The following is a 25834-nucleotide window of genomic DNA, read 5'->3' on the forward strand; positions in this document are numbered from 1 at the left end:
CAATTATAAAAGTATCTTTTACTTTTCCGTGCTCATCGGATACAAAATTATCAAAGCGTTAAAAATAGCTTGATGTGTTATCGTGGCGTGGTCTTCCTGTGGCAAATAGTCAAAATTTACTGTTACCGTTTTAGATTTTGTGCTTTTTAATTTTTCTGTTAATAGATTTGCATCTACTTCCATAACATGCGGAATCTCACTTGGTGCAAGTCCTTCTTTTCCAACTCCTATGTAAATATCAATTTTTTTATTAAAGTTTTCTTGATAAATAACTGAATTTTGACGCAACAAAGAGCCATTATCCCACCACAAACTAGGACTTATGATGATGTATTTATTGAATAAATTGGGTTTCTGAAGTAAAATTTCAGTAGCCAAAAGTCCGCCTAATGATTGTCCAATAATGGTTTTTGAATCGTTTGTTTTGTATTTCTTTTGAATATACGGCTGTAATTCCTTTTCTAAAAAGGAAATGAAATTTGCCGATTTCCCAGCAGTTGCATGTCTTTTTTGGTCTGCTTCAATGGTGGTTTGATATGTAAAATCTCTTTTACGATCCAAATTTGCAATTCCAACAACAATTGATTTTGGAACTCTATTGATCCATGAAAAACTGTTAAATTGAAAAAGCCCAACAACGTGAATAAAATCTTCATCAGCGGAACCATCCAGTAAATAGATTACCGGATAAGTGATGGTATCATTTTGTTGATATCCTTCTGGTAAATAAATGTTTAGTATTCTTTTTTCGGATAATACTTTTGAATGTATTTCTTCGATGCTTCCCAGAACAAAAGGTTTACTATTCTCTTTTGGCTTATTATTTTGAGAATTTGAAGCTACTGTAAAAAAGAGCACTATTAAAATCAATATTGGTTTCATCATTTTGTTTATTTTGAATATTTTTAAAAATGAATGTGTGCAACATTCTTATATATTGTTCGTTTTTTTGTAATAGTTTTCAATTTTTGTTTGAGGACATGAGCGAGATGCTCGTGTTCAAAGGAAGAAGGTAAACAAAAAAATATCCGAAATTTACTTTTGGAAAGTCATTTTTTAACCAAAAATTTAAAAAAGATTGACTATATTAATTTATCGAGATTAAAATTGTATTCGATTTACGTTGCTTATAATTTCCAGATGTAATGTCAATTTTGATGTTAGTTCTATCTTCATATACCTTTTCAATATTTAAATTGATAAAATTCTCCAACATGTATAATTTGCAAATTGGGAGTTCTCCAAATTCACATTTTGATAAATATATATTATTTGAAACTTCACCCGATTCTTTGTTATTTGCACTTCCTGATATGTTTTTAACAATAACAATATTGAATAAAATATCAGTTAAAGTATATGATTTAAATTCACTTATATTTCCAATAAAGTTATTTAATTCAAAATTGTTTACTTCTCTAGCTTCAATTTTTTGTGATTTACAACTTAAACCTGTCATTATAGACAAAATAAAAATAATTTTTCTCATAATTAAATTTTAAGAATTGTTAACATTGGACAAATACATTAATTCCAAATATATAATAAATTAATTACAAATAATTGAATACAATTGTGTTTTCAAAAACTCCCCTTCTCAAACGTTCTTATAAACCCCAATCATTCTCGCAAGTGCGTGAGGGATGGAAGCGGCATCCTTTCCTTTTTTCTTTAAAAAGGAAAGATACAGCGTACAGCCCGACCCAGATGGAGTTTACGGAGGATGGGGCACGCCCAGAAACAAATCTAAAACAAACCAAAAGCGAATTTCGGTTTTATAAGATGTAGCGTAAGTGTGTTAAAAAATTATCATAATATTAGCAGGTAGCCGTTACAAAAAAATGTAATTTGGCACTTTAATTTAGTACGTTAGAACTCTTGTTGATACAATTATGGATAAAATAAAAATACTTTGGGTTGATGATGAAATCGACCTTTTGAAACCACATATACTATTTCTGGAAAAGAAAAATTACGAGGTAACAACCTGTAACAACGGACTTGACGCCATCGGGATTTTTGAGGAAAACAATTTTGATATCGTTTTTCTGGATGAAAATATGCCCGGAATGAGCGGTTTGGAAACCCTGTCAGAAATGAAAGAGAAAAAATCTTCGGTTCCCATGATTATGATTACGAAAAGCGAGGAAGAATACATTATGGAGGAAGCCATAGGTTCTAAAATTGCTGATTATTTGATCAAGCCCGTGAATCCGAACCAGATTTTGTTGAGTTTGAAGAAAAATCTGGATCATTCCCGATTAATTTCGCAAAAAACTACGCTGGATTATCAGAAGGAATTTAGAAAAATCACCATGGAAATGGCGATGGTGAATTCTTATGAAGACTGGATTGAATTGTACAAGAAATTGATTTTTTGGGAACTGGAATTGGAAAATATCGATGATCAGAGTATGATTGAAATTTTGGAATCCCAAAAAACAGAAGCCAATTCGCAATTTGGAAAATTCATTGAGCGCAATTACGAGGATTGGTTTGCACCAAAAGCCGATAAACCGGTTCAATCACATACGTTATTCAAAGAATTAGTACTTCCTGAACTCAAGAAAAAAGACAAGCCCATTTTGTTTGTCGTGATTGACAACCTGCGTTACGACCAGTGGAAAACCTTTGAAAGTGTAGTGGGAAATTACTACAAGCTAGAAAAAGAAGTGCCTTACTACTCTATTCTTCCTACGGCGACACAATATGCGAGAAACGCGATTTTCTCTGGTTTAACGCCATTAGAAATGGAGAAACAGTTTCCGCAATACTGGAAAAATGACCCGGAAGAAGGCGGAAAAAACCTTTTTGAAGCCGAATTTTTGACGGCGCAGTTGAAACGATTGGGCTTAAATATAAAGGAAGACTATTTTAAAATTACCAGTCTTGCAGGTGGAAAAAAATTAGCCGAAAGCTTCAAAGCCTTAAAAGATAATGATTTAGTGACCGTAGTTTACAACTTTGTCGATATGCTCTCGCATGCCAAAACAGAGATGGATGTGGTGAAAGAGTTGGCCTCAGATGATAAAGCGTACCGCTCGCTAACGTTGAGTTGGTTTAAGAATTCACCACTTTTAGAAATCATTCAACAGGCCCAAAAAATGGGTTTCAAATTAATTTTAACCACCGATCACGGGACAATAAATGTAAAAAATCCATCGAAAGTGGTGGGTGATAAAAACACGAGTTTAAATCTACGTTATAAAACCGGACGCAGTTTGACCTACGAACACAAAGATGTTTATGCCGTAAAAGAGCCAAAAAATATTGGTTTGCCTACCATAAATATGAGTAGTTCTTATATTTTTGCAAAAAATGATTTGTTCTTGGCGTATGTCAACAACTATAATCATTATGTGAGTTATTACAAAAACACGTATCAGCACGGAGGAATTTCATTGGAAGAAATGATTATTCCGTTTTTAGTTTTTAACCCGAAATAAAAAAGTAGTCAGTCTCAGTTTTCAGTTTACGGCAAGAACCTTAAACTGTAAACTTTAAACAATTTTATAAGAATGAATATCATTTTTTCTATTGACCAACTCGAAGAAGTGGCGCAAAAAATTATTGCCAATAACCCTAAAAAAGTGATTCTTTTTCACGGAGAAATGGGGGTTGGAAAAACAACGTTGATCAAGCAATTGTGTAAAACGCTTGGTGTAACTGGCGCTACAAGCAGTCCAACTTTTTCTTTAGTTAATGAATATGAAGCCGATGATAATCAGCTGGTTTATCATTTTGATTTTTACAGATTAAACAAAGAAGAAGAAGCTATGGATATGGGTGTTGATGATTATTTGTATTCCGGTAATTGGTGCTTTATAGAATGGGCAGAGAAGATTCCAAATTTGATTCCCGAGGTACATTCGGTTATCAATATTTCGCTGCTCGCTGATGGAAAACGTTCTTTAACTTTAAGCTGAAAGTAAACATGAGTGTAGACAATACTATTGAAATTATACCTTTTTCTCCGACATACAAAGAAGCTATAAAGACATTAAATCTGGAATGGTTGCAAAAACATTTTAGGGTTGAACCCAAAGATGAAATCGTACTTTCAGATCCGCAAGGTCAGATTATAGACAAAGGCGGAATGATTTTTTATGCGAAATATAAAGATGAAATCGTAGGAACGGTTTCTTTAATAAAAATTGACGATACGACTTTCGAGCTGAGTAAAATGGCCGTTACAGATGGTGTTCAAGGATTAGGAATTGGTAAAAAACTGATGCTGCATTGTCTTGCTGTTGCTGAAGCAAAAGGAATGGAAAAACTGATTTTATATTCGAACAGGAAATTATTGTCGGCTATTCATTTGTATGAAAAATTTGGTTTCGTAGAAGTACCGTTGGAAGATGGCGTTTATGAACGAGCCGATATTAAAATGGAAAGAATCATTCGGTGAGATTCTGTTACATTCCAAATGAATTTAACACTATTGAATTTGTACTGTTTATAAAACTTTTTACGTAAATTGTACCCTTAATTTAACAACATCAATGTCAATAACTATAACGCCATTCACAAAACAACAGCTTTTACCCCAAGAGGAAAAACTGGAGATTGCAAGACAAAAAAGCGAACTTTTTATTGGGATTCCAAAAGAAACGAGTTATCAGGAACGCCGAATTTGTCTTACACCAGATGCTGTTAACTCGCTTACCTATCATGGTCATCGCGTGATGATTGAAGCGGGAGCGGGATTGAGTTCGAGTTATACTGACAAAGAATATTCTGATGCAGGTGCCGAAATTACTAATGACACCAAAAAAGTATTCAGTTGCCCCATGATTTTGAAAGTGGAACCAGCCACACTTGCCGAAATTGAAATGATGAACCCGCAGACAATTCTGCTGTCCGCCATTCAATTGAAAACGCGTAAGAAAACGTATTTTGAAGCGTTAACGAAAAAGAAAATTACCGCACTAGCTTTTGAATACATCAAGGACGAAGACGGAACGTATCCTGCGGTGAAATCCTTGAGCGAAATTGCCGGAACGGCTTCTATTCTTATTGCAGCCGAGTTGATGATTACCAATGAATTTGGAAAAGGATTATTATTCGGGAACATTACCGGCGTCCCTCCTACTGATGTGGTTATTTTAGGCGCAGGAACCGTTGGGGAATTTGCCGCTAAAACCGCAATTGGTTTAGGAGCCAGTGTCAAAGTTTTTGATAATTCTATTACCAAATTGCGTCGTTTGCAAAATAATTTAAACCAAAGGATTTTCACTTCCACCATACAACCCAAAGCTTTGCTAAAAGCGTTACGACGTTGTGACGTAGCCATTGGTGCCATGCGAGGCAAAGAACGTTGTCCCGTTATCGTTACGGAAACTATGGTAGAGCACATGAAAAATGGAGCTGTAATTGTGGATGTAAGTATTGATACCGGCGGTTGTTTTGAGACTTCGGAAGTGACTTCACATGAGAAACCTACGTTTATCAAAAACAATGTTTTGCATTATTGCGTGCCTAATATACCTTCCCGATATTCTAAAACAGCATCGCTTTCCATTAGCAATATAATTTCCCCTTACCTGATGAAAATTGCTGAAGATGGCGGCATTGAAAGTGCTATTCGTTGCGATAAAGGGTTGAAAAATGGCGTTTATATGTACCACGGAATCCTCACTAATACTTCCATAGGCGAATGGTTTGATTTGCCTTATAACGACATCAATTTAATTGTTTTTTAAGAAAACTTTCTTCTACCTTTGCCAAAAATTTAATTCATGAAGTTTATACATCGTTTCGCCTATTATCTAGTAGGTTTAGTAATAGGACTGTTTTTTGTAGCGTTAGTTTTCAGTGGTAAAGATACCCGTTGTAACTATTTCCCAAATGCAAGAGTTTTAAATGATTTGAGAAACAAACCGTTTTATTATTCGGATAAAGCTTCAGTGATTTTGGCTGAAAAATGGATTGACACTGCTGATATTAAAAACACATTGCAATTTGGTGACGTAGATTTCGACAATAGTAATATCGAACTTAAAAAAGGAAAGCTATACATCATAGAAGGTAAAACAATCAAAAACCAAGAGGTAACTTTGAAAGTCATTAATTACGCTGATAAAGCTGTTTTAGAGGATATTATAAAAAAATAGGCATTTTAATTAGTTCTATTTACGGTTAAATTTTTCAAATAAAACTATTTTAATTTGGGCGTGACCCTAAAGATTGCTTCGTCGTTCCTCCTCGCAACTTCGGGTCGTGCTGTACGTTACCGCTTTTTTTGGAGGCTCAAACGCCTCTCAAAAAAGAGCTCCACTTCCATCACTCACGCAAAACATGTAAAACACCAATTTACGCTTTCAAAAAACACAATTAATCTACTGAAATCCAATTAATTAATCCCAATCCATTTTGTTTCAAATAAGCATTCGTTTTACTGAAATGCTTATTCCCAAACCATTTTCCTTGATTGGCGCTCATTGGCGAAGGATGCCCGGATTCTAAAACCAGATGTTTTGTTCGGTCTATTTTTAGTCCTTTTTTATGGGCGAAATTACCCCAAAGTAAGAAAACAACATGCTTTTTTTCTTCCGAAATTTTCTGGATAACTGCATCCGTAAAAAGATTCCATTTTAAGTGTTTATGACTATTCGCATTGTCTTCTCTCACGGTCAGCGAAGCATTCAACAACAAAACACCCTGCTTTGCCCAAGCTTCTAAATTACCGGAAGTGGGCATGAAAATAGTTCCCAAATCTTCACTCATTTCCCTGAAAATATTGCGTAACGAAGGCGGAATTCGAACACCATCATTCACAGAGAAACACAAACCATTGGCTTCGCCCTTGCCGTGATAAGGATCTTGACCAATAATAACCACTTTTACATCATTGAAACTGCAATAATTAAATGCAGCAAAAATCAATTCTTTAGGAGGATAACAAGTATGATTTTTATATTCTTCATCAACCGTTTCCATTAATTCCTGAAAATAGGGTTTCTGGATTTCATCTGATAAAATGGATTGCCAAGTGGGATTTAGATTGATTTGCATAGTTAAATATTAAAAAGCAAAGATACAGAGAGAATATTTTTTTTGAATCATAAAAAGGATAATAAACATTCATTAATTCTTTGTGAAAGTCTGTTAAATAGTCTTAACTATTAGCTATTTTTGTGTTGAAAAGAATTATACGATAAATGATATCCATCACCGAAAAAACATTACAAGATTTACAATTTCCAACGGTTCTCGAAACCATTTCGACCATTTGTAATACTGACATTGGAAAACAAAAAGCATTAGAAATAACCCCTTTTAAAGACAAGGAAACGTTGATGCAAGCATTAATGCAAACCTCAGAATATGTTTCGTCTTTCCAAAATAACAATGCGATTCCCAATCATGGTTTTGATGCTGTCACGCATGAAATAAAGTTTCTGGCCATTGAAGACAGTTTCTTGGAAGTGGGCAGTTTTAGAAAAATCGCTACCATTTCTTCAACGGTAAATTTCCTGTTGAGTTTTTTGAGAAAATTCGAGGATTATTATCCAAATATAAACGCAAGAGCAAACCAAGTCGAACTGACTAAAGAAATCATCACGATGGTGGACGAAGTAGTCGATAAATATGGCGAAATTAAAGACAATGCATCACCGGATTTATTGAACATCCGTCGCAGTATGAATGCTGTTCGTGGAAAAGTCAATCAAAGTTTTGGAACTGCTTTGACGCACTACAATTCGTTAGGATATTTAGACGATATCAAAGAAAGTTTTGTTCAAAACAGGCGAGTTTTAGCAGTTTTAGCGATGTATCGCCGTAAAGTAAAAGGATCAATTTTGGGCAGTTCCAAAACAGGAAGTATTGCTTATATTGAACCAGAAGCTACTTTACAATATTCCCGAGAATTGAGTAATCTTGAATACGAAGAGAAAGAAGAAATTACCCGAATTTTAAAACAGTTATCTAATTATATTCGCCCATATTTACCGCTTTTAATCAAATACCAGGATTTTCTTAGTGATATTGATGTAATTGCTGCGAAAGCAAAATATGCCAATAAAATCAATGGAATTTTGCCAACAATTACAGAGGAACGCCGCCTTTATTTTAGAGATGCTTTCCATCCAATTCTGTATTTGAACAACAAACAAAAAAACGAAATTACGCATCCGCAAACTATTGAATTAAGTCAGGAAAGTAGAATCATAGTGATTTCAGGGCCTAATGCGGGAGGGAAAACTATTTCGTTAAAAACCGTAGGACTACTGCAATTAATGCTGCAATCCGGAATGTTGATTCCAGTGCACGAACGCAGTGAAACGTTTTTATTCGATCGAATTTTAACAGATATTGGTGATAATCAATCTATTGAAAATCATCTAAGTACATACAGTTACCGATTAAAGAACATGAACTACTTTCTAAAGAAGTGCAATAGAAAAACCATGTTCCTTATTGATGAATTTGGTACCGGTTCAGATCCAGAATTAGGAGGTGCTTTAGCCGAAATTTTCTTAGAAGAATTCTATCATCGAGAAGCTTTTGGGATTATTACAACGCATTATTCAAATCTAAAAATTCTGGCGAACGAACTGCCTTTTGCCACCAATGCCAACATGCTTTTTGATGAAAAAACATTAGAGCCATTATACAAATTAGTTTTGGGCCAAGCAGGAAGTTCCTTTACGTTTGAAGTAGCTTTAAAAAATGGAATTCCTTTCAGCTTAATCAATCGGGCGAAAAAGAAAATTGAAGTTGGAAAAGTACGTTTTGATAAAACGATTGCAACACTTCAGAAAGAACGTTCTAAAATGGAGAAAACTTCGCAAACGCTTAAAGAAGAAGAAACAAAAGCGCGTGAAGAAGGCAAGAAAATGGAAACCATTAATGTAAAAATCAAACAGAAACTGGAAAGCTATCAAGAATTGTACGACAGCAACCAGAAAACCATTTATATTGGCCAAAAAATTGAAGACATTTCGGAGAAATATTTCAACAATAAAAACAAGAAAGAACTGCTTGGTGAGTTTTTGAAAATCATTGAAATTGAAAATTCAAAGCGCAAGAAAGCCACAACAAAAGAGACAAAAGCGCTGATTGAAAAGAAAAAAGAAGTGATTCAAGAAGTGACGGTTCAAGTGGAGGAAATCAGAAAAGAAAAGAAAGAGAAGAAATTGAAAGTCGTGATTGAAAAACCAAAACCAATTCTAAAAGTAGGTGATCGCGTGAGAATGTTTGATGGAAAAGCAGTAGGAACGATTGATTCTATTGAAAAAAACAAAGTAACAGTGAACTACGGGGTATTTACTTCAAAAGTCAGTCTGGAAGCACTAGAATTTGTTGAAGCGGGGAAAAAGTAAGGAGTGTTCAGACGAAAATAAATTTCAACTCCGTTAATAATTTTAAATGTTGAATTTTAAATTTTAAATTATGCTCAATATTCCTAAAGACAAAAAAATAATTCTCTTTGATGGCGTTTGCAATCTGTGTGATTCGGCGGTGCAAACGATTATTAAGCATGATACTAAAGATGTTTTCCGGTTTGTAGCTTTGCAATCTGATTTAGGTCAAAAAATAATAAAACACTTGGGTATTGACACACAAAAAACAGATAGTATTATTTTGTATCAGCCTGGTTTTGCTTACTACTATAAATCAGAAGCTGCCTTAGAAATTGCTAAACATTTGGGAGGAATATTTTATTTTGCTTCACTGTTTTCAATATTACCCACTTCTTTCAGTAACTATATTTATGATTATATCGCTAAAAACCGGTACAAATGGTATGGGGAAAAGGAAACTTGCTTGATTCCTACAAAGGAGCTCCAAGCCAAATTTTTAGATTAAACACCCAATCATGATAATTATCATACCTTTTATTTTACAAGAATAATATATTTGAAAAATCTTAAAAATAAATGGATCATGAAAGACACCACACTTTTTTCTTGGGATAACGGAACTTTTATAATGGTTGTCGTATTCGGATTAGTCATCGTAGGAATTATTTCAGCAGTTTTCATTATGATGAATTCCGACAGAAAAAAATAACAGCATAAAAAAGAGGATGCCTTTACGGACATCCTCTTGCTGCTATTATCTATATTTAGAAAAACTAACTTCTAATTAATTTTCTGTATTTCAATCGTTTTGGAGTTAAATCACCACCTAAACGTTTTTTCTTGTTTTCCTCATAATCAGAGAAACCACCTTCAAAATAATATACTTCAGAGTTTCCTTCGAAAGCTAGAATGTGTGTACAAATTCTGTCCAAAAACCATCTGTCGTGAGAAATAACTACCGCACAACCTGCAAAACTCTCCAAACCTTCTTCTAATGCACGAAGTGTGTTGATATCTAAATCATTGGTAGGCTCATCCAGCAAAAGTACGTTTCCTTCTTCTTTCAAAGTCATTGCAAGATGTAAACGGTTACGTTCTCCACCAGAAAGCATCGAAACTTTCTTGTTTTGTTCTCCACCACCAAAATTAAATCGTGACAAATAAGCTCTTGAATTTACTTGCTTTCCGCCCATCATAATCAATTCCTGACCGTCAGCGAAGTTTTCCCAAATTGATTTATTAGGATCTATGTTGGAGTGCGCTTGATCTACATAAGCGATTTTTACAGTATCCCCAATTAAGAACTCTCCTGAATCTGGTTTCTCTTCACCCATGATCATTTTGAAAATTGTTGATTTACCAGCACCATTTGGTCCGATAATCCCAACAATTCCTGCTTGAGGCAATGTGAAATTTAAATTATCATACAGTAATTTATCTCCAAATGCTTTAGCAACATTTTTAGCTTCAATTACATTAGTACCTAAACGTGGACCATTTGGAATGTAAATTTCCAGATTTTCATCCAATTGTTTTTGGTCTTCATTCAATAATTTATCGTAGTTCTGCAAACGCGCTTTTTGTTTCGTTTGACGTCCTTTGGCACCTTGACGAACCCAGTCCAACTCGCGTTCTAAGTTTTTTCTACGTTTCGAAGCTACTTTTTCTTCTAATGCCATACGGCTTGATTTTTGGTCCAACCAAGAAGAATAATTCCCTTTCCAAGGAATACCTTCACCTCTGTCTAATTCCAAAATCCAACCAGCAACATTATCCAAGAAATATCTATCGTGCGTTACTGCAATTACAGTTCCTGCATATTGTGCTAAATGTTCTTCTAACCAAAGTACACTTTCCGCATCCAAGTGATTCGTAGGCTCATCCAGAAGCAAAACATCAGGTTGTTGCAACAACAAACGACATAAAGCTACACGACGACGCTCACCACCAGATAAATTCTTGATTGGCGTATCTCCTTCTGGCGTGCGTAATGCATCCATGGCAATTTCCAGTTTGGTATCGATTTCCCAAGCACCCAATGCATCAATTTTATCTTGTAAAAGCGCTTGACGATCCATCAATTGCTCCATTTTATCGGCATTTTCATAGACTTCCGGCAAACCAAAACTATCATTGATTTTATTGAACTCATCTAAAACAGCCATTGTTTCAGCAACTCCTTCTCTTACAATTTCGATTACTGTTTTGCTGTCATCTAAAATAGGTTCTTGCTCTAAATAACCAACTGTGTAACCTGGTGCAAACACTACATCACCTTGATAGTTTTTATCAACACCTGCTATAATTTTTAATAAGGAGGATTTCCCAGAACCATTTAATCCCAAAATACCAATCTTAGCTCCATAAAAGAAACTCAAATAGATGTTTTTAAGTACTGGTTTATCTGCTCCTTGATAGGTCTTGCTCAATTTTGACATTGAGAATATCACTTTTTTATCGTCTGCCATTTTTTATAGATTTTCTGATTATTATACTTTTAGATAATTAGTTCTTATCTAATTTTTTCAATTTTAAATTCGTAATTTTTGATTAACTAAAGTCTTCCCTTGAGTGAACTAAACACCCACGCATTAGCTAAAAAGCCAACACCTACTGCTGCGAAGCCCCATCCTGCTACATCATCATATCTAAAAGCACCTAATGCAATAAGCAATAAGCCCATGATTATCATTATCAGAGTGGCCCAACCCAGAATCGTATTTTTATTCATTGACATAATTGTGGAATTTATTTTAATGATCCAATTCCGAAGCCTCGGAACGGGAGTGCAAATATCGGAAATTTTTGCCCTTTAATTAAATATTTTATAAAGCATTTCTCGTAACAAATCAGATTGGGACATCGCATTTGCGCCAACTCCTTTACTTTTGACATCAATGTCTCTTAAAGCACCTACAATTTGACTGACTTTCTTCATTGGATAATTTTTCAAAGCCACATCATACTCTTTCAAAAAGAATGGATTTACACCAATAACTGCTGCTACATTCTTAGGATTTTTATCTTTCAAACCATGATATTTCAATAATTGAATAAAGAAACTAAAAACCAGACTCGTCGTTACCACCATTGGATTATCTTTAGGGTTCTGGGCAAAATTTTCAGCAATCGTATAGGCTTTTAATTGGTTGCGTTCGCCAAGTGCTTTTCGCAATTCAAAAACATTAAAATCTTTGCTGAACCCTATATTTTCCTCAATATCCTTTGGAGTTATCGTACTTCCAACTGGCAAAATAATTTGTAATTTTTCGAGTTCATTATTTATTTTACTCAAATCTGTCCCAAGAAATTCTACCAACATGGCATTTGCTTTAGGCTCAATTAAATATTTTTTGCCTGACAAAACACGTTTGATCCAATCTCCTACTTGGTTCTCGTATAGTTTTTTACTTTCGTAAACGACACCGTTTTTCGCTAATAACTTGGTTACTTTTTTGCGTTTATCCAATGTTTTGTATTTATAACAAAAAACTAATACTGTTGTTGCCATTGGATTATCAGCGTAACTTTCGAGCTTATCTATAGTTCGGATTAAATCCTGAGCTTCTTTTACGATGACCACTTGACGTTCCGCCATCATTGGATAGCGTTTGGCTGTCGAAATAATGTCTTCTATAGTGACATCCCTTCCGTATAAAACCGTTTGATTGAAACCTTTTTCCTCTTCGGATAAGACTTTTTCTTCAATATAATCTGATAGTTTGTCAATATAATACGGTTCTTCACCCATCAAAAAATAGATGGGTTTGATGTTCCCGCTTTTTATATCATTTACAATTTTTATAACCTCGTCCATTCCTTTTTGTTTAAAGTTTGAAGTTTAAAGTTTGTTGATTCGAATGAAACTTTAAACTTTAAATTTTAAACTTATTTAATACTTTTGCTATATGCAAAAACTAAATTTTCAACTTTATAACTTTCGGTTCAAAAATAGCGAAAATAAAGTCTCCATTTTTGATGAAATCAGGAAAAAATTTATCATTCTTACTCCCGAAGAATGGGTTCGTCAACATGTAGTTCAGTTTTTATTGGAAGAAAAAAAATATCCAAAATCATTGATTAATGTCGAGAAAGTTTTAAAAGTCAATGGCTTGCGCAAAAGATACGATGTCGTGGTTTTCAATCCTGATGGCTCTATTTTCATCTTAATTGAATGCAAAGCGCCAGAAATCAAAATTGCACAAGCGACTTTCGACCAAATTGCCCGTTATAACATGACGATGAAAGCCCAATTCCTGATGGTAACCAATGGATTGAATCATTACTTTTGCCAAATGGATTTTGAAAACGAGAAATATGCATTTCTAGAGAATCTACCAAATTATAATAATTAGCTTACTTTCGACTTCTTGAAATTTTAAAATTTATAAAGTCTAAAATCTGAAAATATAAAAACAAAAATGAATATAGCTGTTGTCATACTAAATTGGAATGGAATTTTATTGCTTGAAAAGTTTCTGCCATCTATAGTTAATTACTCTCCACAAGCTACAATTTATGTTGCTGATAATGCTTCAACTGATGATTCTATTTCTTATATCAAAGCTTTTTTTCCATCGGTAAAAATTGTAAAAAACGACAGTAACTTAGGTTTTGCAAGTGGCTACAATGAAGCTTTAAAATACATTGATGCTGAAATATATGCATTAGTAAACTCTGATATTGAAGTGACAGAGAATTGGCTGCAACCTATTCTTGATACTTTCGAGAACGAACCAAAAACTGCTATTATTCAACCCAAAATACTTGATTTCAAAAACAAGGAATACTTTGAATATGCTGGTGCTGCTGGTGGGTTTATTGACGAATATGGTTATCCTTTTTGTCGGGGCCGTATTTTTGATACTTTAGAAAAAGATAACGGTCAATATGATGATACTCGTGAAATATTTTGGGCATCAGGAGCTTGTTTTTTTATCCGAAGTTCTGTTTATAAAACACTAAATGGTTTTGATGATGATTTTTTCGCGCATCAGGAAGAGATTGACTTGTCTTGGCGCGCCATTAACAAGGGTTACAAAATAAAATACACATCGGAAGCAGTGGTTTATCATGTAGGAGGCGCCACTTTACAGCAAGGCCATCCAATGAAAACGTTTTTAAATTTTAGAAACTCTTTATTGATGCTGACCAAAAATCTTCCGAAAGAGCAACTATACAAGATACTTTTAGGCAGAATGCTTTTGGACGGAATTGCAGGAATTCAGTTTTTAACCCAAGGAAAGTTCAAACATTTTTGGGCAATATTGAAAGCACATGGGTCTTTTTATAGCCATTTTTCTGATAATTATAAAAAAAGAGATGAATTTCAAGAATCAGCATACTATACCGTTAAAAGTATCGTTTACTTATACTTCATTAGAAAATTAAAAGTTTTTAACGATTTATTTAGAATCAAATAAATTTTAAAAAGCTAAATTTGTCCTTAACCTTTAATCTAAATTTAAAAAATTTATGAAAAAAATCGTAATTGCCTTATCAGTAATGGCCCTTTTAACTTCATGTGTTTCTAAAAAGAAATACACTGAATTAGAAGCTAGAAACAAAGAAACTCAAGATTTACTAAATACAGCAACTGTAAAATTAAATACTTGCTTAGAAGAAAAAGCAGGTCTTGCAGCAACAGCGGCTACTTTAAAAGAGCAAAATCAAGGTTTAATCAGCGTTTCGAAAGACATGACTGTATTGTCAACTAAGGGTGCTCAAAACATTGAAAAAGCTTTAGAGTCTATCAAAGAGAAAGATTTAAAAATAAGTAGAATGCAGGATGCTTTAACTAAAAAAGACAGTGTAACACTTGCATTAGTAACTAGTTTGAAAAGTTCAGTAGGAATATCTGATCCAGATATCGAAATAAATGTTGAAAAAGGAGTTGTTTTCATCTCAATTGCTGATAAATTATTATTCAAAAGCGGAAGCTACGAAGTAACAGACAGAGCTAAAATGGTTTTGGCGAAAGTTGCAAAAGTAGTTAATGACAAACCAGACTTCGAATGTATGGTAGAAGGACACACTGATAACGTTCCTTACAATGGTTCAGGTGTTTTATTAGACAACTGGGATTTAAGTGTGAAACGTTCTACTTCTATCATTCGTGTATTAACGAATCAATTGGGTGTTAAACCAGAGCAATTAATCGCTGCAGGAAGAAGTTCTTACATTCCTTTAGTAGCAAATGATTCTGCTGAAAACAGATCTCGTAACAGAAGAACTCGTATTGTAGTTTTACCTAAAATTGATCAGTTTTACGAAATGATTGAAAAAGAAATGAAAAAACAAAGACCGTAATTTTGTTTTTATATTCAAAAGTAAACGCCTCAAAATTGAGGCGTTTTTTTTATGCTTAAGTTTATTTAAATTAACAAATTGTTTAAATTCGACCAATATATAAACGAAAAAAGCAGGTCCAAAGACCTGCCTCTATGTATCCTCAATTTTTCTTTAACAACCAATTAAATATAATTAAGAATAACATGCTATTATTTTGTAATTAATATAATGTAATTTCTAGGTAAATATAGAAATTTATAATACAGAAGCAAATATTTTGCCAAAGATTTAGATTTTATAAAATATCTAAACTTCCTTTTCCTTCTCTAACTACAATTGGTTCGTCACCCGATAAATCTATAATGGTAGATCCAACATTATCACCATAACCACCGTCAATAACTAAGTCAACCAAGTTTTGCCATTTCTCAAAAATAAGTTCCGGATCAGTGGTGTATTCTATCACATCATCATCATCATGAATCGATGTAGAAACAATAGGATTTCCTAGCAACTTTACAATTTCTAAAGCAATAGCATTATCAGGAACCCTGATTCCCACAGTTGTTTTCTTTTTGAATTCCTTAGGTAAGTTATTATTTCCCGGTAAAATAAAGGTATATGGTCCCGGTAGCGCTCTTTTTAAAATTTTAAAAGTGGTTGTGTCAATTTGTCTCACATAATCAGAGATGTTACTTAAATCATGGCAAACGAAGGAAAAATTAGCTTTGTCCAGCTTCACTCCTTTTATCTTTGCAATGCGTTCCAACGCTTTCGTATTGGTAATATCACATCCCAAACCGTAAACGGTATCCGTTGGATAAATCACCAAACCACCTTCTTTTAGAACCTTAACCACTTTAGCAATTGCAGCTTCATTGGGTTTGTCTTCGTATATTTTTATAAATTGAGCCATTTTATTTTAGTTTAAAGTTTAAAATATTTAAGGCTTAAAGTTCTTTTAACTGACAACTTTAAACCTTAAACTTGAAACAAATTTTTACCCTATAATATCCAGTTTCGCAAAACGCAACAATAATTTTTTTATTCCGCCAACTTCAAATTTGATTTCGGCTTTTTTGTCTGCTCCTACTCCTTCAAGGTTTAAAACTTCGCCTTTTCCAAAGCGTTCGTGCATTACAATATTCCCGGCAACGAGTTTATTATCAAATAAATTAGCACTTCCTGAAGCAGCATTATTGCTGACAGGCTTCAATTTACGAACATTTATCTCTGCTTTTGGTTCATTATCTGAACTATATTTGGTCGGAGGAGTTCCATTCGCTGGTTTTGCCAAACGCAGTTTGGACTTATCTACATCTCCAAAAATATCACTGTCAATCATCGGTTTGTACCTGTAATTATTTTCAGGAGGTGTCATATATTCCAGATATTGACTGTCGATTTCTTCAATAAAACGGGAAGGTTCACTGTCGGTCAATTTCCCCCAACGGTATCTTGACTGTGCATACGTTAAATACGCTTGGTGCTCGGCTCGGGTCAAAGCTACATAAAACAAGCGTCGTTCCTCTTCTAATTCACTTCTCGTACTCATACTCATGGCACTCGGAAACAAATCTTCTTCCATTCCAACTACAAAAACATGTGGAAACTCTAATCCTTTTGCCAAGTGAATGGTCATCAAGGCCACACGATCTTCATCGCTAGTGTCTTTATCCAAATCGGTTGCCAAAGCCACATCTTCCATAAATTCAGACAAAGCGCCACGAGCTCCATCTACTTCTTTTTGGCCATCAGTGAAATCTTTGATCCCGTTTAATAACTCCTCAATATTCTGAATTTTAGCCATTCCTTCCGGAGTAGCATCTTTTTTTAATTCCTGAATCAATCCAGTTTTTTTGGCAACATGATCAGCTAAATAAAACGCATCCTGATTTTCATTTATAGCCTGAAAACTCTGAATCATCGTAACAAAATCCAACAGTTTTTGCTTGGTTCCCGAATTCAGTTTTAAGTCAATTCGTTCTATGTTTTGCATGACTTCAAAAATCGAACGCTTGTAGTGATTGGCTGCAATAGTCAGTTTTTCGATCGTTGTATTCCCGATTCCACGTGCCGGATAATTGATTACCCGAACCAAAGCTTCTTCATCTTTTGGATTAATAACCAATCGCAAATAGCACAAAACATCCTTCACTTCTTTTCTTTGGTAAAATGAAAGTCCGCCATAAATTCGGTACGGAATGTCTCTTTTCCTCAGCGCATCTTCCATCGCACGAGATTGTGCATTGGTACGATACAAAATAGCAAAAGCGCCATTAGGCAACTGATTTTGCATTTTTTGCTCCCAAATAGTACTAGCAACAAAACGGCCTTCTTCATTATCCGTTAAACTGCGGTGTACTTTTATCTTTGGACCAAAATCATTCGCGGTCCAAACTATTTTGTCCAGTTTTACTTTATTTTTATCTATGATGGTATTTGCAGCTTCAACAATATTTTTTGTCGAACGGTAATTTTGTTCCAATCTAAAGGTTTTTACGCCTTCATAATCTTTCTGGAAGTTCAAAATGTTATTGATGTTTGCACCGCGAAAGGCATAGATACTTTGCGCATCATCGCCTACCACACAAATATTCTGAAATTTATCAGATAAAGCCCGCACGATTAAATACTGTGAGTGATTCGTATCTTGGTACTCATCCACCAAAATATAACGGAAACGGTTTTGATATTTGGCCAAAACTTCTGGAAAACGAGTCAGTAATTCGTTGGTTTTTAATAATAAATCATCAAAGTCCATAGCACCTGCTTTAAAACAACGGTCTACATAATTTTGATATATTTCACCCATTCGAGGCTTTTTCGACATCGCATCAGCTTCTTGTAAATCTGGATTGTTGAAATACGCTTTTACGGTAATCAAACTATTCTTAAAATTCGAAATACGCCCTAAAACCTGTTTTGGTTTGTACACATCGCGGTCCAACTGCATTTCTTTGATGATACCGGAAATGGCACGCAAAGAATCTTGAGAATCATATATAGTAAAATTAGAAGGATAGCCAAGATGTTCGGCTTCCGAGCGTAAAATTCGAGCAAAAACCGAGTGAAATGTTCCCATCCAAAGATTTTTTGCCTCACCAGCGCCTACGATATCCGAGATACGTTTTTTCATTTCTCGGGCCGCCTTGTTTGTAAATGTAAGCGATAGGATACTGAATGCATCGATACCCTGACTCATCAAATAAGCAATTCTAATAGTCAACACCCGTGTTTTACCGGAACCTGCACCCGCAATAATTATCATGGGGCCGTCTTTTTGGAGAACGGGTTCGCGTTGGGCTTCATTAAGTTGATCGATATATTTGTGCATGGAAATTTTTATAGTATTGTATGCAAAAATAAGCATTAAAGATGTAAAAGTGTAATTTTAAATGAAGCTAAAAAACCATTCTTTATTTGTTGAACCAGATAAGAAATAGTAGTACGTTTATGCACTATATTTTATAAAAAACCATATTTGATTTTCCACATATAAGTCATATAAGTTAAAGAAAATTATTTTTCAAATAATTGATATTAGTGCTCATATAAGCTAAATCGATCTTTGTGAAGTTATGTTTTGCCTAAATGAAATAGTGATTTTAATTGCTTTAATTTAAACTAAAAACTTATCTGACTTATATGTTTAACATCCATAATTAAGAAAACACATCGTACGCAAAACGGATTAAAGTCCCCACAACCACAACCAAAAAGAAAATCCGAATGAAGCTATTGCCTTTATTGATGGCTAATTTTGCACCAATCCAGCCTCCCAAAGCATTACTGGCGGCCATGGGCAGTGCTATTGCCCAAATGATTTTTCCTTTTAAAATGAACAAACAAATAGAACCAAAATTTGTCGCCAGATTCACCATTTTAGCATTTGCGGAAGCGTGCAAAAAATCGAAACCCATAATAGCAATAAAAGCCACAACCAAAAAACTTCCGGTTCCCGGTCCGATAAATCCATCGTACAAACCAACTACAAAACTGATTCCGACAGCATTCCAAATTTGGGTTCTTGGGGAATGATTTTTTTCTATGTGTTGCCCGAAATTTTTCTTAGCGTACGTATAAATCACTAAAAAAGAAAGAACAACCAGTAATAACGGTTTCATGAAATCATTACTCACATACGTCAATAAAGTAGAACCCAAAAATGCCGAAGGAAAGGCCAAAAGCATCATAATCGACAATAGTTTCCAGTTCATATCTACCTTTTTCAGATATTGATATGCCGCAAAGGAAGTACCACTAAAAGCAGGAACTTTCAAGGTTCCAATTACGGTTGAAACAGGAAGATTGGGTAACAAAATCAATCCCATGGGTGTTTGAATCAATCCGCCACCGCCCACAATTGCGTCAATAAATCCTGCAGCAAAGGCCGCTAAACAAAGTAAAACTAAAATGTAGGTTTCCATTTTATTAATTTTAAATATTCCTGTTTGATGGACAAAAATACTATTCGGATCGGTTTATTGCTATTAAATAGATATTGATTTCTATTCGAAATAGTATATTTTTGCTTTTAAAATTTCAAATCAAAGATGGATTCAATCAATTTTATAGAAATATTGGCTTACACACTACCTTCATTAGTTACCGGAGGAGTAGCTTATTATTTGTTCAATTCTTATTTTAAAGACCAACAAAATACCAGACGCTGGTTGTTGCAAAAAGAAGCTCAAAAAGACGCTTTACCGCTGCGTTTACAAGCTTATGAACGCATGGTTTTATTTATGGAACGCATCAATCCTACTAAATTATTGATTCGAATTGCTCCTATTTCTAATGATAAAAACGATTACGAAAATTTGATAATTGCACAAATCGAACAGGAATTTGAGCATAATTTAACGCAGCAAATATATATGTCAGACGAATGCTGGACAATCATTGTCACGGCAAAAAACAGTACTATTCAAATGATTCGAAAAGCGAATATGAGTGATCGTGTTGACAATGCCGATAAATTGCGTGAGGTACTTTTAAGTGATTTGATGGAAAAGCAATCTCCTAGCAATGCGGCTTTAGCTTACATCAAAAATGAAGTGAGCCAAATGTGGTAAACATATAAGTTTGTTAAATCCCTTTTGATTCAAAACTTATTCTTTCAATAATCGGTTCAGCTGAAATTGTTCGGCTTCATTTAAATCCGGGACAATTTTTTCGAAAGAAACTCTCATTTCAGGATTTTTAAGTTGTTTTCTAATATTATCTCTACCAAATTTAGTGAATTGCCACATGTGATGCGTGGTAGCATTTACAAGGTTTTTCAAAACAATATCATTTATTATTTTGAAAGCAAGCAATTTCTCCAAAGCATTTTGCCTGGTATTCGCTTCATAATCAATTGATGAATATTGCATTAATTCGGTTTCCAAAGCTTGCTTATCTACCGTATAATTTGGTGTTGAAAGTGCTAAAGACAGCCACAAAGTCCTCAAATTGTAATCATTGAAACCCATCCAATATTTTGATTTTTCAAGGTATTGAATGCGCTGCTCTGGAAAATTGTTCCATAAATTATAGAGCGCCAGTTCTTGTGTTTGATACGATTTGTCCTCTAATAAAGTTTCATATTGCGTTCTGAAACTCTCTGGAATTTCATTCAATGCTGCAGCAACTGTTTGACGTAATTGCACATTTTTAGTTGCTAAAGCTAAAATAAAAAGACTCTTTTTATCCTCCCATTTTTCATTTTTCAATTGATTCAGAATCGCTTCTTTTACAGAAAAATAAACGTCAGATTGCATTGTTTTTTCCAGAAAATCTCTTTTCTCTGATAACGGTTTATTTTTCAATTTATCAACTTCAAACAGCGTCTGAATTACTTTATTTTTTAGCAATAAACTATTGGCTTGTTGTGTGTTGAAAACAGTAGTTTCAAGCCATACTTTACTAAAATTATCCAAATCATAACTTGATACTTTTTTGATTTCAGCAAAGAAATCTTGTGTATTCACACTCTGAAACGCATGTTTTTTCAAATAGTTTTTCACCGCTTTTTTAAACGCCTTATCTCCTATTTCTTCATGTAAAACAAAAAGTGCCCAAGCGCCTTTTTGATAGAAAGTCAATGAACTGGCTTTGGCATTCAAAACAGGAATGGTATCGGTTCTGGAAGCGAATTTTAATTGTTGAGCCGACTCATATAATTTGGAATAAAAATAATCTTCTCCATAAATTTCCTTTTCGGCCAGCAGCGCATAATACGTTGCAAAACCTTCCTGCAACCAATGGTGTTTTCCGCTTTCGGCAGTGACTAAATTTCCAAACCACTGATGCGCTAATTCATGCGCATTGACATTTGTGTAACTTCTATCCTCAAAACCTGTAGAATCGACTGCATAACGCGTGTTGAAAAGTGTTGCTGATGTATTTTCCATTCCTGCGTACAAGAAATCCCTAACTGGCGCTTGTTTGTATATTTCCCAAGGAAACTTTACTCCTATTTCCTTTTCTAAAAAATCAAACATCCGTTTTGAATCTCTATAGGTTGGTTCAAATTTTGTAGCGTCTTTTGGTTCCAAATACATTTCTAAAGGAATTCCGGACCTAGATTTTTGACTGATTTTTTCAAATTTTCCGATGGCAAGCATTAGCAAATAAGAACTCATCGGTTTTTGCATTTGGTATTGCCAAACCGAAAGTCCATCAAGTGTTGATTTAAATTTCAATATTCCATTTGAAATTACCTGATACTTTTTATTGCATACAATATTCAAATTGAAAACCACTTTTTCATTCACATCATCAAAACTGGGAAACCAATTACTGGTATATTTTCCTTGTCCTTGGGTCCAAATTTGTAAATTGTCATTGACTTCTGAACCAACGAAATACATTGTTTGTTTTGGCTTAGCCAAATACTGAAAAGTTAGGTTGTTTTTCCCTTTTTTAAACGGAAAAATAATTTGTAATTGTTTTTGTGTATTGAGAAATTTAATAGATTTCCCGTTCAATTTCAAATCTGAAAATTCCATATTTTGTGCATCAATTTTAATGGTATCAATGGATTTCAAAACGTCAAAATCATAATTGACATCTCCAGAAACTGTTTTTTCAATTGGATTTACAGAAATTTTCCCCAGAACCGATTTAAAATCAAAAAATTGGGTTTGTTGGGCAAATGTGAACGTGGAAATAAAAAAGAATAGGTATTTCATTATTAGGGTATTTGATGCTTCGATTTCCAAAGTTACAAAGGTTTCCCAAACTAATCCGACTAATTTTGTAAGTTTACCTCCAGAAAATCAGAAGATAATTACATTGAAAAAGAAAGCCTTATTTAACTGGAGCAGCGGAAAAGATTCTGCGCTCGCCTTATATAAAACACTGCAAAATCCAGAAATTGAAATTACCAGTTTATTGACCAGTGTAAACCAACAACATCAGCGTATTTCGATGCATGGCGTAAGAGTTGAATTATTACAACAACAAGCAGAAAGCATTGGGTTACCGCTTGAAATCATGCAAATTCCCGAAATGCCCACGATGGAAGTCTATGAAAATGTGATGCGAGAAACATTGGATAAACTAAAAAACCAAGGCGTAACACATTCTATTTTTGGTGATATTTTTCTGGAAGATTTACGTAAATACCGTGAAGATAAATTGGCCGAAATAGGTTTTGAAGGTATTTTTCCGCTTTGGAAAATCCCAACTCACGAAATCATTCAAGAATTCCTAGCTTTAGGTTTTAAAACGATTGTGGTTTGTGTCAACGAACGATTTTTGGATAAGAGCTTTGTCGGTCGCGTGCTTGATCAGGATTTCATCAATGATTTGCCTGAAAATGTAGATGTTTGTGGTGAAAATGGCGAATTTCACACGTTCACATTTGATGGTCCCATTTTCTCGAAACCAATTGATTTTGAAATTGGTGAAGTCGTGTATCGAAAATATGAAAAACCAGAAAAAGAAGATACCTCAGATACCGCCTGCGATACGAGCGCTTCTGATGCTTTTGATTATGGATTTTGGTATTGTGATTTGGTTGGAAAATAATACATTTAATAGTTAATAAGCTTTACACTTTAGGATTGACTTAATTTTTTTAATTAGGGTTTGAAAATAGAAAAAGAGCATCAAAAGTTTTTCAACTTCTGAGTACTCTTTAGCAAAAGTGCTTCATAATCCTAAAATTAACCAAAACTAAACCTTATGAAAATGTTCAATAAGCACTTATAATTAACTTAATTACCAAAAACTAAAAATAGTATATCATTTTTTATACATACATTATTAAGATGCCATTTCTTTCAAAAGGTTGCGTCAAGTTATAAATGTTTTTTTCTATGTGAAAAATAGATTCTGAAACATCCTCGTTTTGACTCAAAAAAAATACCGCTAATTCGCAAATTTAAGATGGTCAATACCATTTATAATTAGCGAATTAGCGGTCGTAACAAACTTAAAGTCCTTATTTTACTATCTTTCCTCGTACATTTTAAGCAATTGCGTAACCGTATTCCAATTGCGGATTGTTGCAATAACATTCAGTTTTTTCTCGATGTATTTTTGGTCGAATCTGGTTTTTCCGGCGCCAACAGCATATTTTATAAAAATTCTGTTGCCATCAATACTGGCTTCATCCGGTTTGAATTGACTAATTTTCAAATCATTTATACTGGTACTTTGTAACGTGGTTGAAATAAAAGCCACATATAGCTTCTTAGTATCAATATCTTTTTCCTTCAAGAAAGGATTGTTCTTGAAACACGCTTCTAAATCAGCGGAACCAATCACCACAACAGGAACTTCATGACCAAAAGCCTTGAAAATCTCCTGCTTTATTTTGAAACCAACAGCCGCAGGATTTTCCTCCTCGGTATCCACAAAAACATTACCAGATTGAATATAGGTTTGCACATTTTGAAAACCAATGTCTTCCAAAGTCGTTTTTAGCGCCTCCATTCTTATCATACTGTGACCGGAAACATTGATGCCGCGAAGTAAGCATAAGTGAACCATACTTTGATTTTTTATTTATATTTAAAATAAATTTTTAATTTTTTCAGATCGTAAATTTAGCAATTTATGTACAGGTCTCAACAAAAAATCAGATGTTTGAACGATAAATAAGTGACATAAAAACGTATATAATTAAAATGAAATTCATAGTGATTTATCTGCCGAAAAAAATAGTCTTTAAAGCTCAAAAGATAAAACTAAATTAACAACATTCTTAGATAAAGTTAAAAATGAATCAAATAAAACACACTAAAAAATGGTTGTTTTTTACCAAAACGTTTGCAAACTTTTATCACTAGACCAAACATCCTTATCTATTGGTTAACTTATACAATTTTAAACAACAAAGAAGCCAAAAGTAAAAATGGGATATAGTAGGAATAGCTACTAGAGCTGGTTCAATAATTTCAATCACTGAAAAAAAACTCTAAAATAACGAAACTTGTGTAATGAAATCACCCTGAATACGGCAGAAACTATGGACTATATTACAAAAAAAATCCTGAAATCAGTATCAAAAACCGATTGTTTCCATATACAAAAAGTAGCTTTATAAGCTTCACAAGAAATCAGAATCAAAAATCGCTACAACAAGTATTGCAAGAGAATGTAGTCATAGAAGCAGCCAGGAAAAGATTCGAGTTATAAATCTTGACAAATGGAGATAACATAAAACAATTACTAGTTAGAAATATCTTATTATATACAAAACTAAATCAAAAATGATATGATATGATGACCAAATAAAAAGCGCCAATTTATTGTTTGAATTGTATCCCGATGTTCAAAAAGCATACAATCTAACACAAGTCTTGCGTACTATCATTGAAAAACAAATGATAAAAAATCAGCTCTCCAAATTATACCAAACGCACGAAATCAATCTGGATCCAAGTCGTTTAAAACAATAATTAATCAATACCAAACCATATTAAATTACTTTGACAATAGAAGTACAAATACTTCAGCGGAATCTTTGAATACTAAAATTAAAGCTTTTAGGTAGAAATTTAGTGGGGTAAGAAAATTAATTTTCTTGTTCAGATTATTAAAATATTTGAATAGGCCCTAACTTACAAACTTGCTCCATCATTATCCTAACGATGGTAAGATTATAAAAAAAAGAACCCCAGCTTTTTCAAGCTGGGGTTCCAAAAAGAAAGGCGACGACATACTCTCCCACATAACTGCAGTACCATCTGCGCAGGCGGGCTTAACTACTCTGTTCGGGATGGGAAGAGGTGAGCCCC

Annotated in this window: 25 protein-coding genes and 1 rRNA gene; 14 read left to right on the forward strand and 12 right to left on the reverse strand. The window is 33.9% G+C overall.

Going from position 1 to position 25834, the window contains the following annotated elements:
- Nucleotides 1-18 precede the first annotated feature (18 nt).
- Both IWX80_RS16715 and IWX80_RS16720 read right to left on the reverse strand, forming a co-directional pair.
- Nucleotides 19-885, reverse strand: a complete 867-nt coding sequence (locus IWX80_RS16715; RefSeq protein ID WP_442899855.1) for an alpha/beta hydrolase — start codon at nucleotides 883-885, stop codon at nucleotides 19-21.
- A 202-nt stretch (nucleotides 886-1087) separates the two neighbouring features.
- Nucleotides 1088-1489 carry a hypothetical protein gene (locus IWX80_RS16720; protein WP_196854449.1) on the reverse strand — a complete coding sequence of 134 codons (402 nt, stop codon included), beginning with the start codon at nucleotides 1487-1489 and terminating at the stop codon, nucleotides 1088-1090.
- 403 nt (nucleotides 1490-1892) lie between these two features.
- On the opposite strand from IWX80_RS16720, the gene IWX80_RS16725 reads away from it, so the two are divergent.
- The 5 genes from IWX80_RS16725 (at nucleotide 1893) to IWX80_RS16745 (ending at nucleotide 6113) form a co-directional block, all read left to right on the forward strand.
- Complete coding sequence (locus tag IWX80_RS16725) at nucleotides 1893-3446, forward strand: T9SS response regulator signal transducer PorX (protein WP_113633886.1); 1554 nt, start codon at nucleotides 1893-1895, stop codon at nucleotides 3444-3446.
- A gap of 72 nt (nucleotides 3447-3518) precedes the next feature.
- Entirely contained in the window at nucleotides 3519-3926 is a 408-nt protein-coding gene (tsaE, locus tag IWX80_RS16730; protein ID WP_196854450.1) for a tRNA (adenosine(37)-N6)-threonylcarbamoyltransferase complex ATPase subunit type 1 TsaE, read from the forward strand.
- An 8-nt stretch (nucleotides 3927-3934) separates the two neighbouring features.
- Entirely contained in the window at nucleotides 3935-4408 is a 474-nt protein-coding gene (locus tag IWX80_RS16735; protein WP_196854451.1) for a GNAT family N-acetyltransferase, read from the forward strand.
- Between the two features lie 94 nt (nucleotides 4409-4502).
- Nucleotides 4503-5702, forward strand: a complete 1200-nt coding sequence (locus IWX80_RS16740) for an alanine dehydrogenase (RefSeq protein WP_165151261.1) — start codon at nucleotides 4503-4505, stop codon at nucleotides 5700-5702.
- 36 nt (nucleotides 5703-5738) lie between these two features.
- Complete coding sequence (locus tag IWX80_RS16745) at nucleotides 5739-6113, forward strand: DUF4258 domain-containing protein (protein WP_196854452.1); 375 nt, start codon at nucleotides 5739-5741, stop codon at nucleotides 6111-6113.
- A gap of 220 nt (nucleotides 6114-6333) precedes the next feature.
- Here the strand turns inward: IWX80_RS16745 and ung are convergent, their stop codons facing one another.
- A complete protein-coding gene (ung, locus tag IWX80_RS16750; protein ID WP_196854453.1) occupies nucleotides 6334-7014 on the reverse strand; it encodes a uracil-DNA glycosylase in 681 nt (226 codons plus the stop codon).
- A 146-nt stretch (nucleotides 7015-7160) separates the two neighbouring features.
- Here ung and IWX80_RS16755 point away from each other — a divergent pair, with 146 nt between their 5' ends.
- The 3 genes from IWX80_RS16755 to IWX80_RS17075 all read left to right on the forward strand — a co-directional run bounded on the left by IWX80_RS16755 (nucleotide 7161) and on the right by IWX80_RS17075 (nucleotide 10017).
- Entirely contained in the window at nucleotides 7161-9326 is a 2166-nt protein-coding gene (locus IWX80_RS16755) for an endonuclease MutS2 (protein ID WP_196854454.1), read from the forward strand.
- Nucleotides 9327-9396: 70 nt separating this feature from the next.
- Nucleotides 9397-9813, forward strand: a complete 417-nt coding sequence (locus tag IWX80_RS16760; protein WP_196854455.1) for a thiol-disulfide oxidoreductase DCC family protein — start codon at nucleotides 9397-9399, stop codon at nucleotides 9811-9813.
- A 78-nt stretch (nucleotides 9814-9891) separates the two neighbouring features.
- The gene (locus IWX80_RS17075) at nucleotides 9892-10017 is read left to right on the forward strand and encodes a hypothetical protein (protein ID WP_256371164.1); all 126 of its coding nucleotides are present in this window, start codon (nucleotides 9892-9894) and stop codon (nucleotides 10015-10017) included.
- Nucleotides 10018-10081: 64 nt separating this feature from the next.
- Here the strand turns inward: IWX80_RS17075 and ettA are convergent, their stop codons facing one another.
- From ettA to holA, 3 genes are all read right to left on the reverse strand, one after another.
- Complete coding sequence (gene ettA, locus IWX80_RS16765) at nucleotides 10082-11776, reverse strand: energy-dependent translational throttle protein EttA (protein WP_196854456.1); 1695 nt, start codon at nucleotides 11774-11776, stop codon at nucleotides 10082-10084.
- An 86-nt stretch (nucleotides 11777-11862) separates the two neighbouring features.
- Nucleotides 11863-12045, reverse strand: a complete 183-nt coding sequence (locus IWX80_RS16770; RefSeq protein ID WP_113665712.1) for a CAL67264 family membrane protein — start codon at nucleotides 12043-12045, stop codon at nucleotides 11863-11865.
- 75 nt (nucleotides 12046-12120) lie between these two features.
- Nucleotides 12121-13125 carry a DNA polymerase III subunit delta gene (holA, locus tag IWX80_RS16775; protein ID WP_196854457.1) on the reverse strand — a complete coding sequence of 335 codons (1005 nt, stop codon included), beginning with the start codon at nucleotides 13123-13125 and terminating at the stop codon, nucleotides 12121-12123.
- A 91-nt stretch (nucleotides 13126-13216) separates the two neighbouring features.
- Here holA and IWX80_RS16780 point away from each other — a divergent pair, with 91 nt between their 5' ends.
- The 3 genes from IWX80_RS16780 to IWX80_RS16790 all read left to right on the forward strand — a co-directional run bounded on the left by IWX80_RS16780 (nucleotide 13217) and on the right by IWX80_RS16790 (nucleotide 15617).
- Entirely contained in the window at nucleotides 13217-13663 is a 447-nt protein-coding gene (locus tag IWX80_RS16780; RefSeq protein ID WP_113633896.1) for a type I restriction enzyme HsdR N-terminal domain-containing protein, read from the forward strand.
- Between the two features lie 66 nt (nucleotides 13664-13729).
- The gene (locus IWX80_RS16785) at nucleotides 13730-14731 is read left to right on the forward strand and encodes a glycosyltransferase family 2 protein (protein WP_196854458.1); all 1002 of its coding nucleotides are present in this window, start codon (nucleotides 13730-13732) and stop codon (nucleotides 14729-14731) included.
- 52 nt (nucleotides 14732-14783) lie between these two features.
- A complete protein-coding gene (locus IWX80_RS16790; RefSeq protein WP_196854459.1) occupies nucleotides 14784-15617 on the forward strand; it encodes an OmpA/MotB family protein in 834 nt (277 codons plus the stop codon).
- Between the two features lie 277 nt (nucleotides 15618-15894).
- On the opposite strand, the gene IWX80_RS16795 is transcribed toward IWX80_RS16790, so the two are convergent.
- The 3 genes from IWX80_RS16795 to IWX80_RS16805 all read right to left on the reverse strand — a co-directional run bounded on the left by IWX80_RS16795 (nucleotide 15895) and on the right by IWX80_RS16805 (nucleotide 20029).
- Nucleotides 15895-16515, reverse strand: coding sequence for an L-threonylcarbamoyladenylate synthase (locus IWX80_RS16795; RefSeq protein ID WP_113633899.1), 621 nt, complete (start codon nucleotides 16513-16515; stop codon nucleotides 15895-15897).
- An 84-nt stretch (nucleotides 16516-16599) separates the two neighbouring features.
- Complete coding sequence (locus tag IWX80_RS16800; protein ID WP_196854460.1) at nucleotides 16600-18936, reverse strand: ATP-dependent helicase; 2337 nt, start codon at nucleotides 18934-18936, stop codon at nucleotides 16600-16602.
- A 328-nt stretch (nucleotides 18937-19264) separates the two neighbouring features.
- Nucleotides 19265-20029 carry a sulfite exporter TauE/SafE family protein gene (locus IWX80_RS16805; RefSeq protein ID WP_196854461.1) on the reverse strand — a complete coding sequence of 255 codons (765 nt, stop codon included), beginning with the start codon at nucleotides 20027-20029 and terminating at the stop codon, nucleotides 19265-19267.
- A gap of 126 nt (nucleotides 20030-20155) precedes the next feature.
- On the opposite strand from IWX80_RS16805, the gene IWX80_RS16810 reads away from it, so the two are divergent.
- Nucleotides 20156-20677 carry a DUF7935 family protein gene (locus IWX80_RS16810; protein WP_196854462.1) on the forward strand — a complete coding sequence of 174 codons (522 nt, stop codon included), beginning with the start codon at nucleotides 20156-20158 and terminating at the stop codon, nucleotides 20675-20677.
- Between the two features lie 36 nt (nucleotides 20678-20713).
- Here IWX80_RS16810 and IWX80_RS16815 read toward each other — a convergent pair whose 3' ends face one another.
- A complete protein-coding gene (locus tag IWX80_RS16815; RefSeq protein WP_196854463.1) occupies nucleotides 20714-22777 on the reverse strand; it encodes a M1 family metallopeptidase in 2064 nt (687 codons plus the stop codon).
- Between the two features lie 103 nt (nucleotides 22778-22880).
- Between IWX80_RS16815 and IWX80_RS16820 the strand changes: the two genes are divergently transcribed.
- On the forward strand, nucleotides 22881-23618 hold the full coding sequence (locus IWX80_RS16820) for a diphthine--ammonia ligase (RefSeq protein ID WP_196854464.1): 738 nt from the start codon (nucleotides 22881-22883) through the stop codon (nucleotides 23616-23618).
- Nucleotides 23619-24041: 423 nt separating this feature from the next.
- On the opposite strand, the gene IWX80_RS16825 is transcribed toward IWX80_RS16820, so the two are convergent.
- Complete coding sequence (locus IWX80_RS16825) at nucleotides 24042-24584, reverse strand: DUF1697 domain-containing protein (protein ID WP_196854465.1); 543 nt, start codon at nucleotides 24582-24584, stop codon at nucleotides 24042-24044.
- A gap of 862 nt (nucleotides 24585-25446) precedes the next feature.
- On the opposite strand from IWX80_RS16825, the gene IWX80_RS17115 reads away from it, so the two are divergent.
- Nucleotides 25447-25590: a transposase gene (locus IWX80_RS17115; RefSeq protein WP_442899856.1), complete on the forward strand. Its 144-nt coding sequence runs from the start codon at nucleotides 25447-25449 to the stop codon at nucleotides 25588-25590.
- Nucleotides 25591-25742: 152 nt separating this feature from the next.
- On the opposite strand, the gene rrf is transcribed toward IWX80_RS17115, so the two are convergent.
- Nucleotides 25743-25834 (reverse strand): 5S ribosomal RNA (gene rrf, locus IWX80_RS16835); the annotation flags it as partial.

This window comes from Flavobacterium sp. CAN_S2 (assembly GCF_015752255.1).
In the GTDB taxonomy this organism is placed as follows: domain Bacteria; phylum Bacteroidota; class Bacteroidia; order Flavobacteriales; family Flavobacteriaceae; genus Flavobacterium.

What these genes read in the sequence shown, in the direction of transcription:
- holA (WP_196854457.1), bottom strand. Translation starts at nt 13,125, where the DNA reads ATGGACGAGGTTATAAAAATTGTAAATGATATAAAAAGCGGGAACATC.
- IWX80_RS16815 (WP_196854463.1), bottom strand. Translation starts at nt 22,777, where the DNA reads ATGAAATACCTATTCTTTTTTATTTCCACGTTCACATTTGCCCAACAA.
- IWX80_RS16770 (WP_113665712.1), bottom strand. Translation starts at nt 12,045, where the DNA reads ATGTCAATGAATAAAAATACGATTCTGGGTTGGGCCACTCTGATAATG.
- IWX80_RS17075 (WP_256371164.1), top strand. Translation starts at nt 9,892, where the DNA reads ATGAAAGACACCACACTTTTTTCTTGGGATAACGGAACTTTTATAATG.
- IWX80_RS16715 (WP_442899855.1), bottom strand. Translation starts at nt 885, where the DNA reads ATGATGAAACCAATATTGATTTTAATAGTGCTCTTTTTTACAGTAGCT.
- IWX80_RS16780 (WP_113633896.1), top strand. Translation starts at nt 13,217, where the DNA reads ATGCAAAAACTAAATTTTCAACTTTATAACTTTCGGTTCAAAAATAGC.
- ettA (WP_196854456.1), bottom strand. Translation starts at nt 11,776, where the DNA reads ATGGCAGACGATAAAAAAGTGATATTCTCAATGTCAAAATTGAGCAAG.
- IWX80_RS16755 (WP_196854454.1), top strand. Translation starts at nt 7,161, where the DNA reads ATGATATCCATCACCGAAAAAACATTACAAGATTTACAATTTCCAACG.
- IWX80_RS16760 (WP_196854455.1), top strand. Translation starts at nt 9,397, where the DNA reads ATGCTCAATATTCCTAAAGACAAAAAAATAATTCTCTTTGATGGCGTT.
- IWX80_RS16725 (WP_113633886.1), top strand. Translation starts at nt 1,893, where the DNA reads ATGGATAAAATAAAAATACTTTGGGTTGATGATGAAATCGACCTTTTG.
- IWX80_RS16805 (WP_196854461.1), bottom strand. Translation starts at nt 20,029, where the DNA reads ATGGAAACCTACATTTTAGTTTTACTTTGTTTAGCGGCCTTTGCTGCA.
- IWX80_RS16790 (WP_196854459.1), top strand. Translation starts at nt 14,784, where the DNA reads ATGAAAAAAATCGTAATTGCCTTATCAGTAATGGCCCTTTTAACTTCA.
- IWX80_RS16720 (WP_196854449.1), bottom strand. Translation starts at nt 1,489, where the DNA reads ATGAGAAAAATTATTTTTATTTTGTCTATAATGACAGGTTTAAGTTGT.
- IWX80_RS16825 (WP_196854465.1), bottom strand. Translation starts at nt 24,584, where the DNA reads ATGGTTCACTTATGCTTACTTCGCGGCATCAATGTTTCCGGTCACAGT.
- IWX80_RS16800 (WP_196854460.1), bottom strand. Translation starts at nt 18,936, where the DNA reads ATGCACAAATATATCGATCAACTTAATGAAGCCCAACGCGAACCCGTT.
- ung (WP_196854453.1), bottom strand. Translation starts at nt 7,014, where the DNA reads ATGCAAATCAATCTAAATCCCACTTGGCAATCCATTTTATCAGATGAA.
- IWX80_RS16735 (WP_196854451.1), top strand. Translation starts at nt 3,935, where the DNA reads ATGAGTGTAGACAATACTATTGAAATTATACCTTTTTCTCCGACATAC.
- IWX80_RS16785 (WP_196854458.1), top strand. Translation starts at nt 13,730, where the DNA reads ATGAATATAGCTGTTGTCATACTAAATTGGAATGGAATTTTATTGCTT.
- IWX80_RS16740 (WP_165151261.1), top strand. Translation starts at nt 4,503, where the DNA reads ATGTCAATAACTATAACGCCATTCACAAAACAACAGCTTTTACCCCAA.
- IWX80_RS16745 (WP_196854452.1), top strand. Translation starts at nt 5,739, where the DNA reads ATGAAGTTTATACATCGTTTCGCCTATTATCTAGTAGGTTTAGTAATA.
- IWX80_RS16810 (WP_196854462.1), top strand. Translation starts at nt 20,156, where the DNA reads ATGGATTCAATCAATTTTATAGAAATATTGGCTTACACACTACCTTCA.
- IWX80_RS16795 (WP_113633899.1), bottom strand. Translation starts at nt 16,515, where the DNA reads ATGGCTCAATTTATAAAAATATACGAAGACAAACCCAATGAAGCTGCA.
- tsaE (WP_196854450.1), top strand. Translation starts at nt 3,519, where the DNA reads ATGAATATCATTTTTTCTATTGACCAACTCGAAGAAGTGGCGCAAAAA.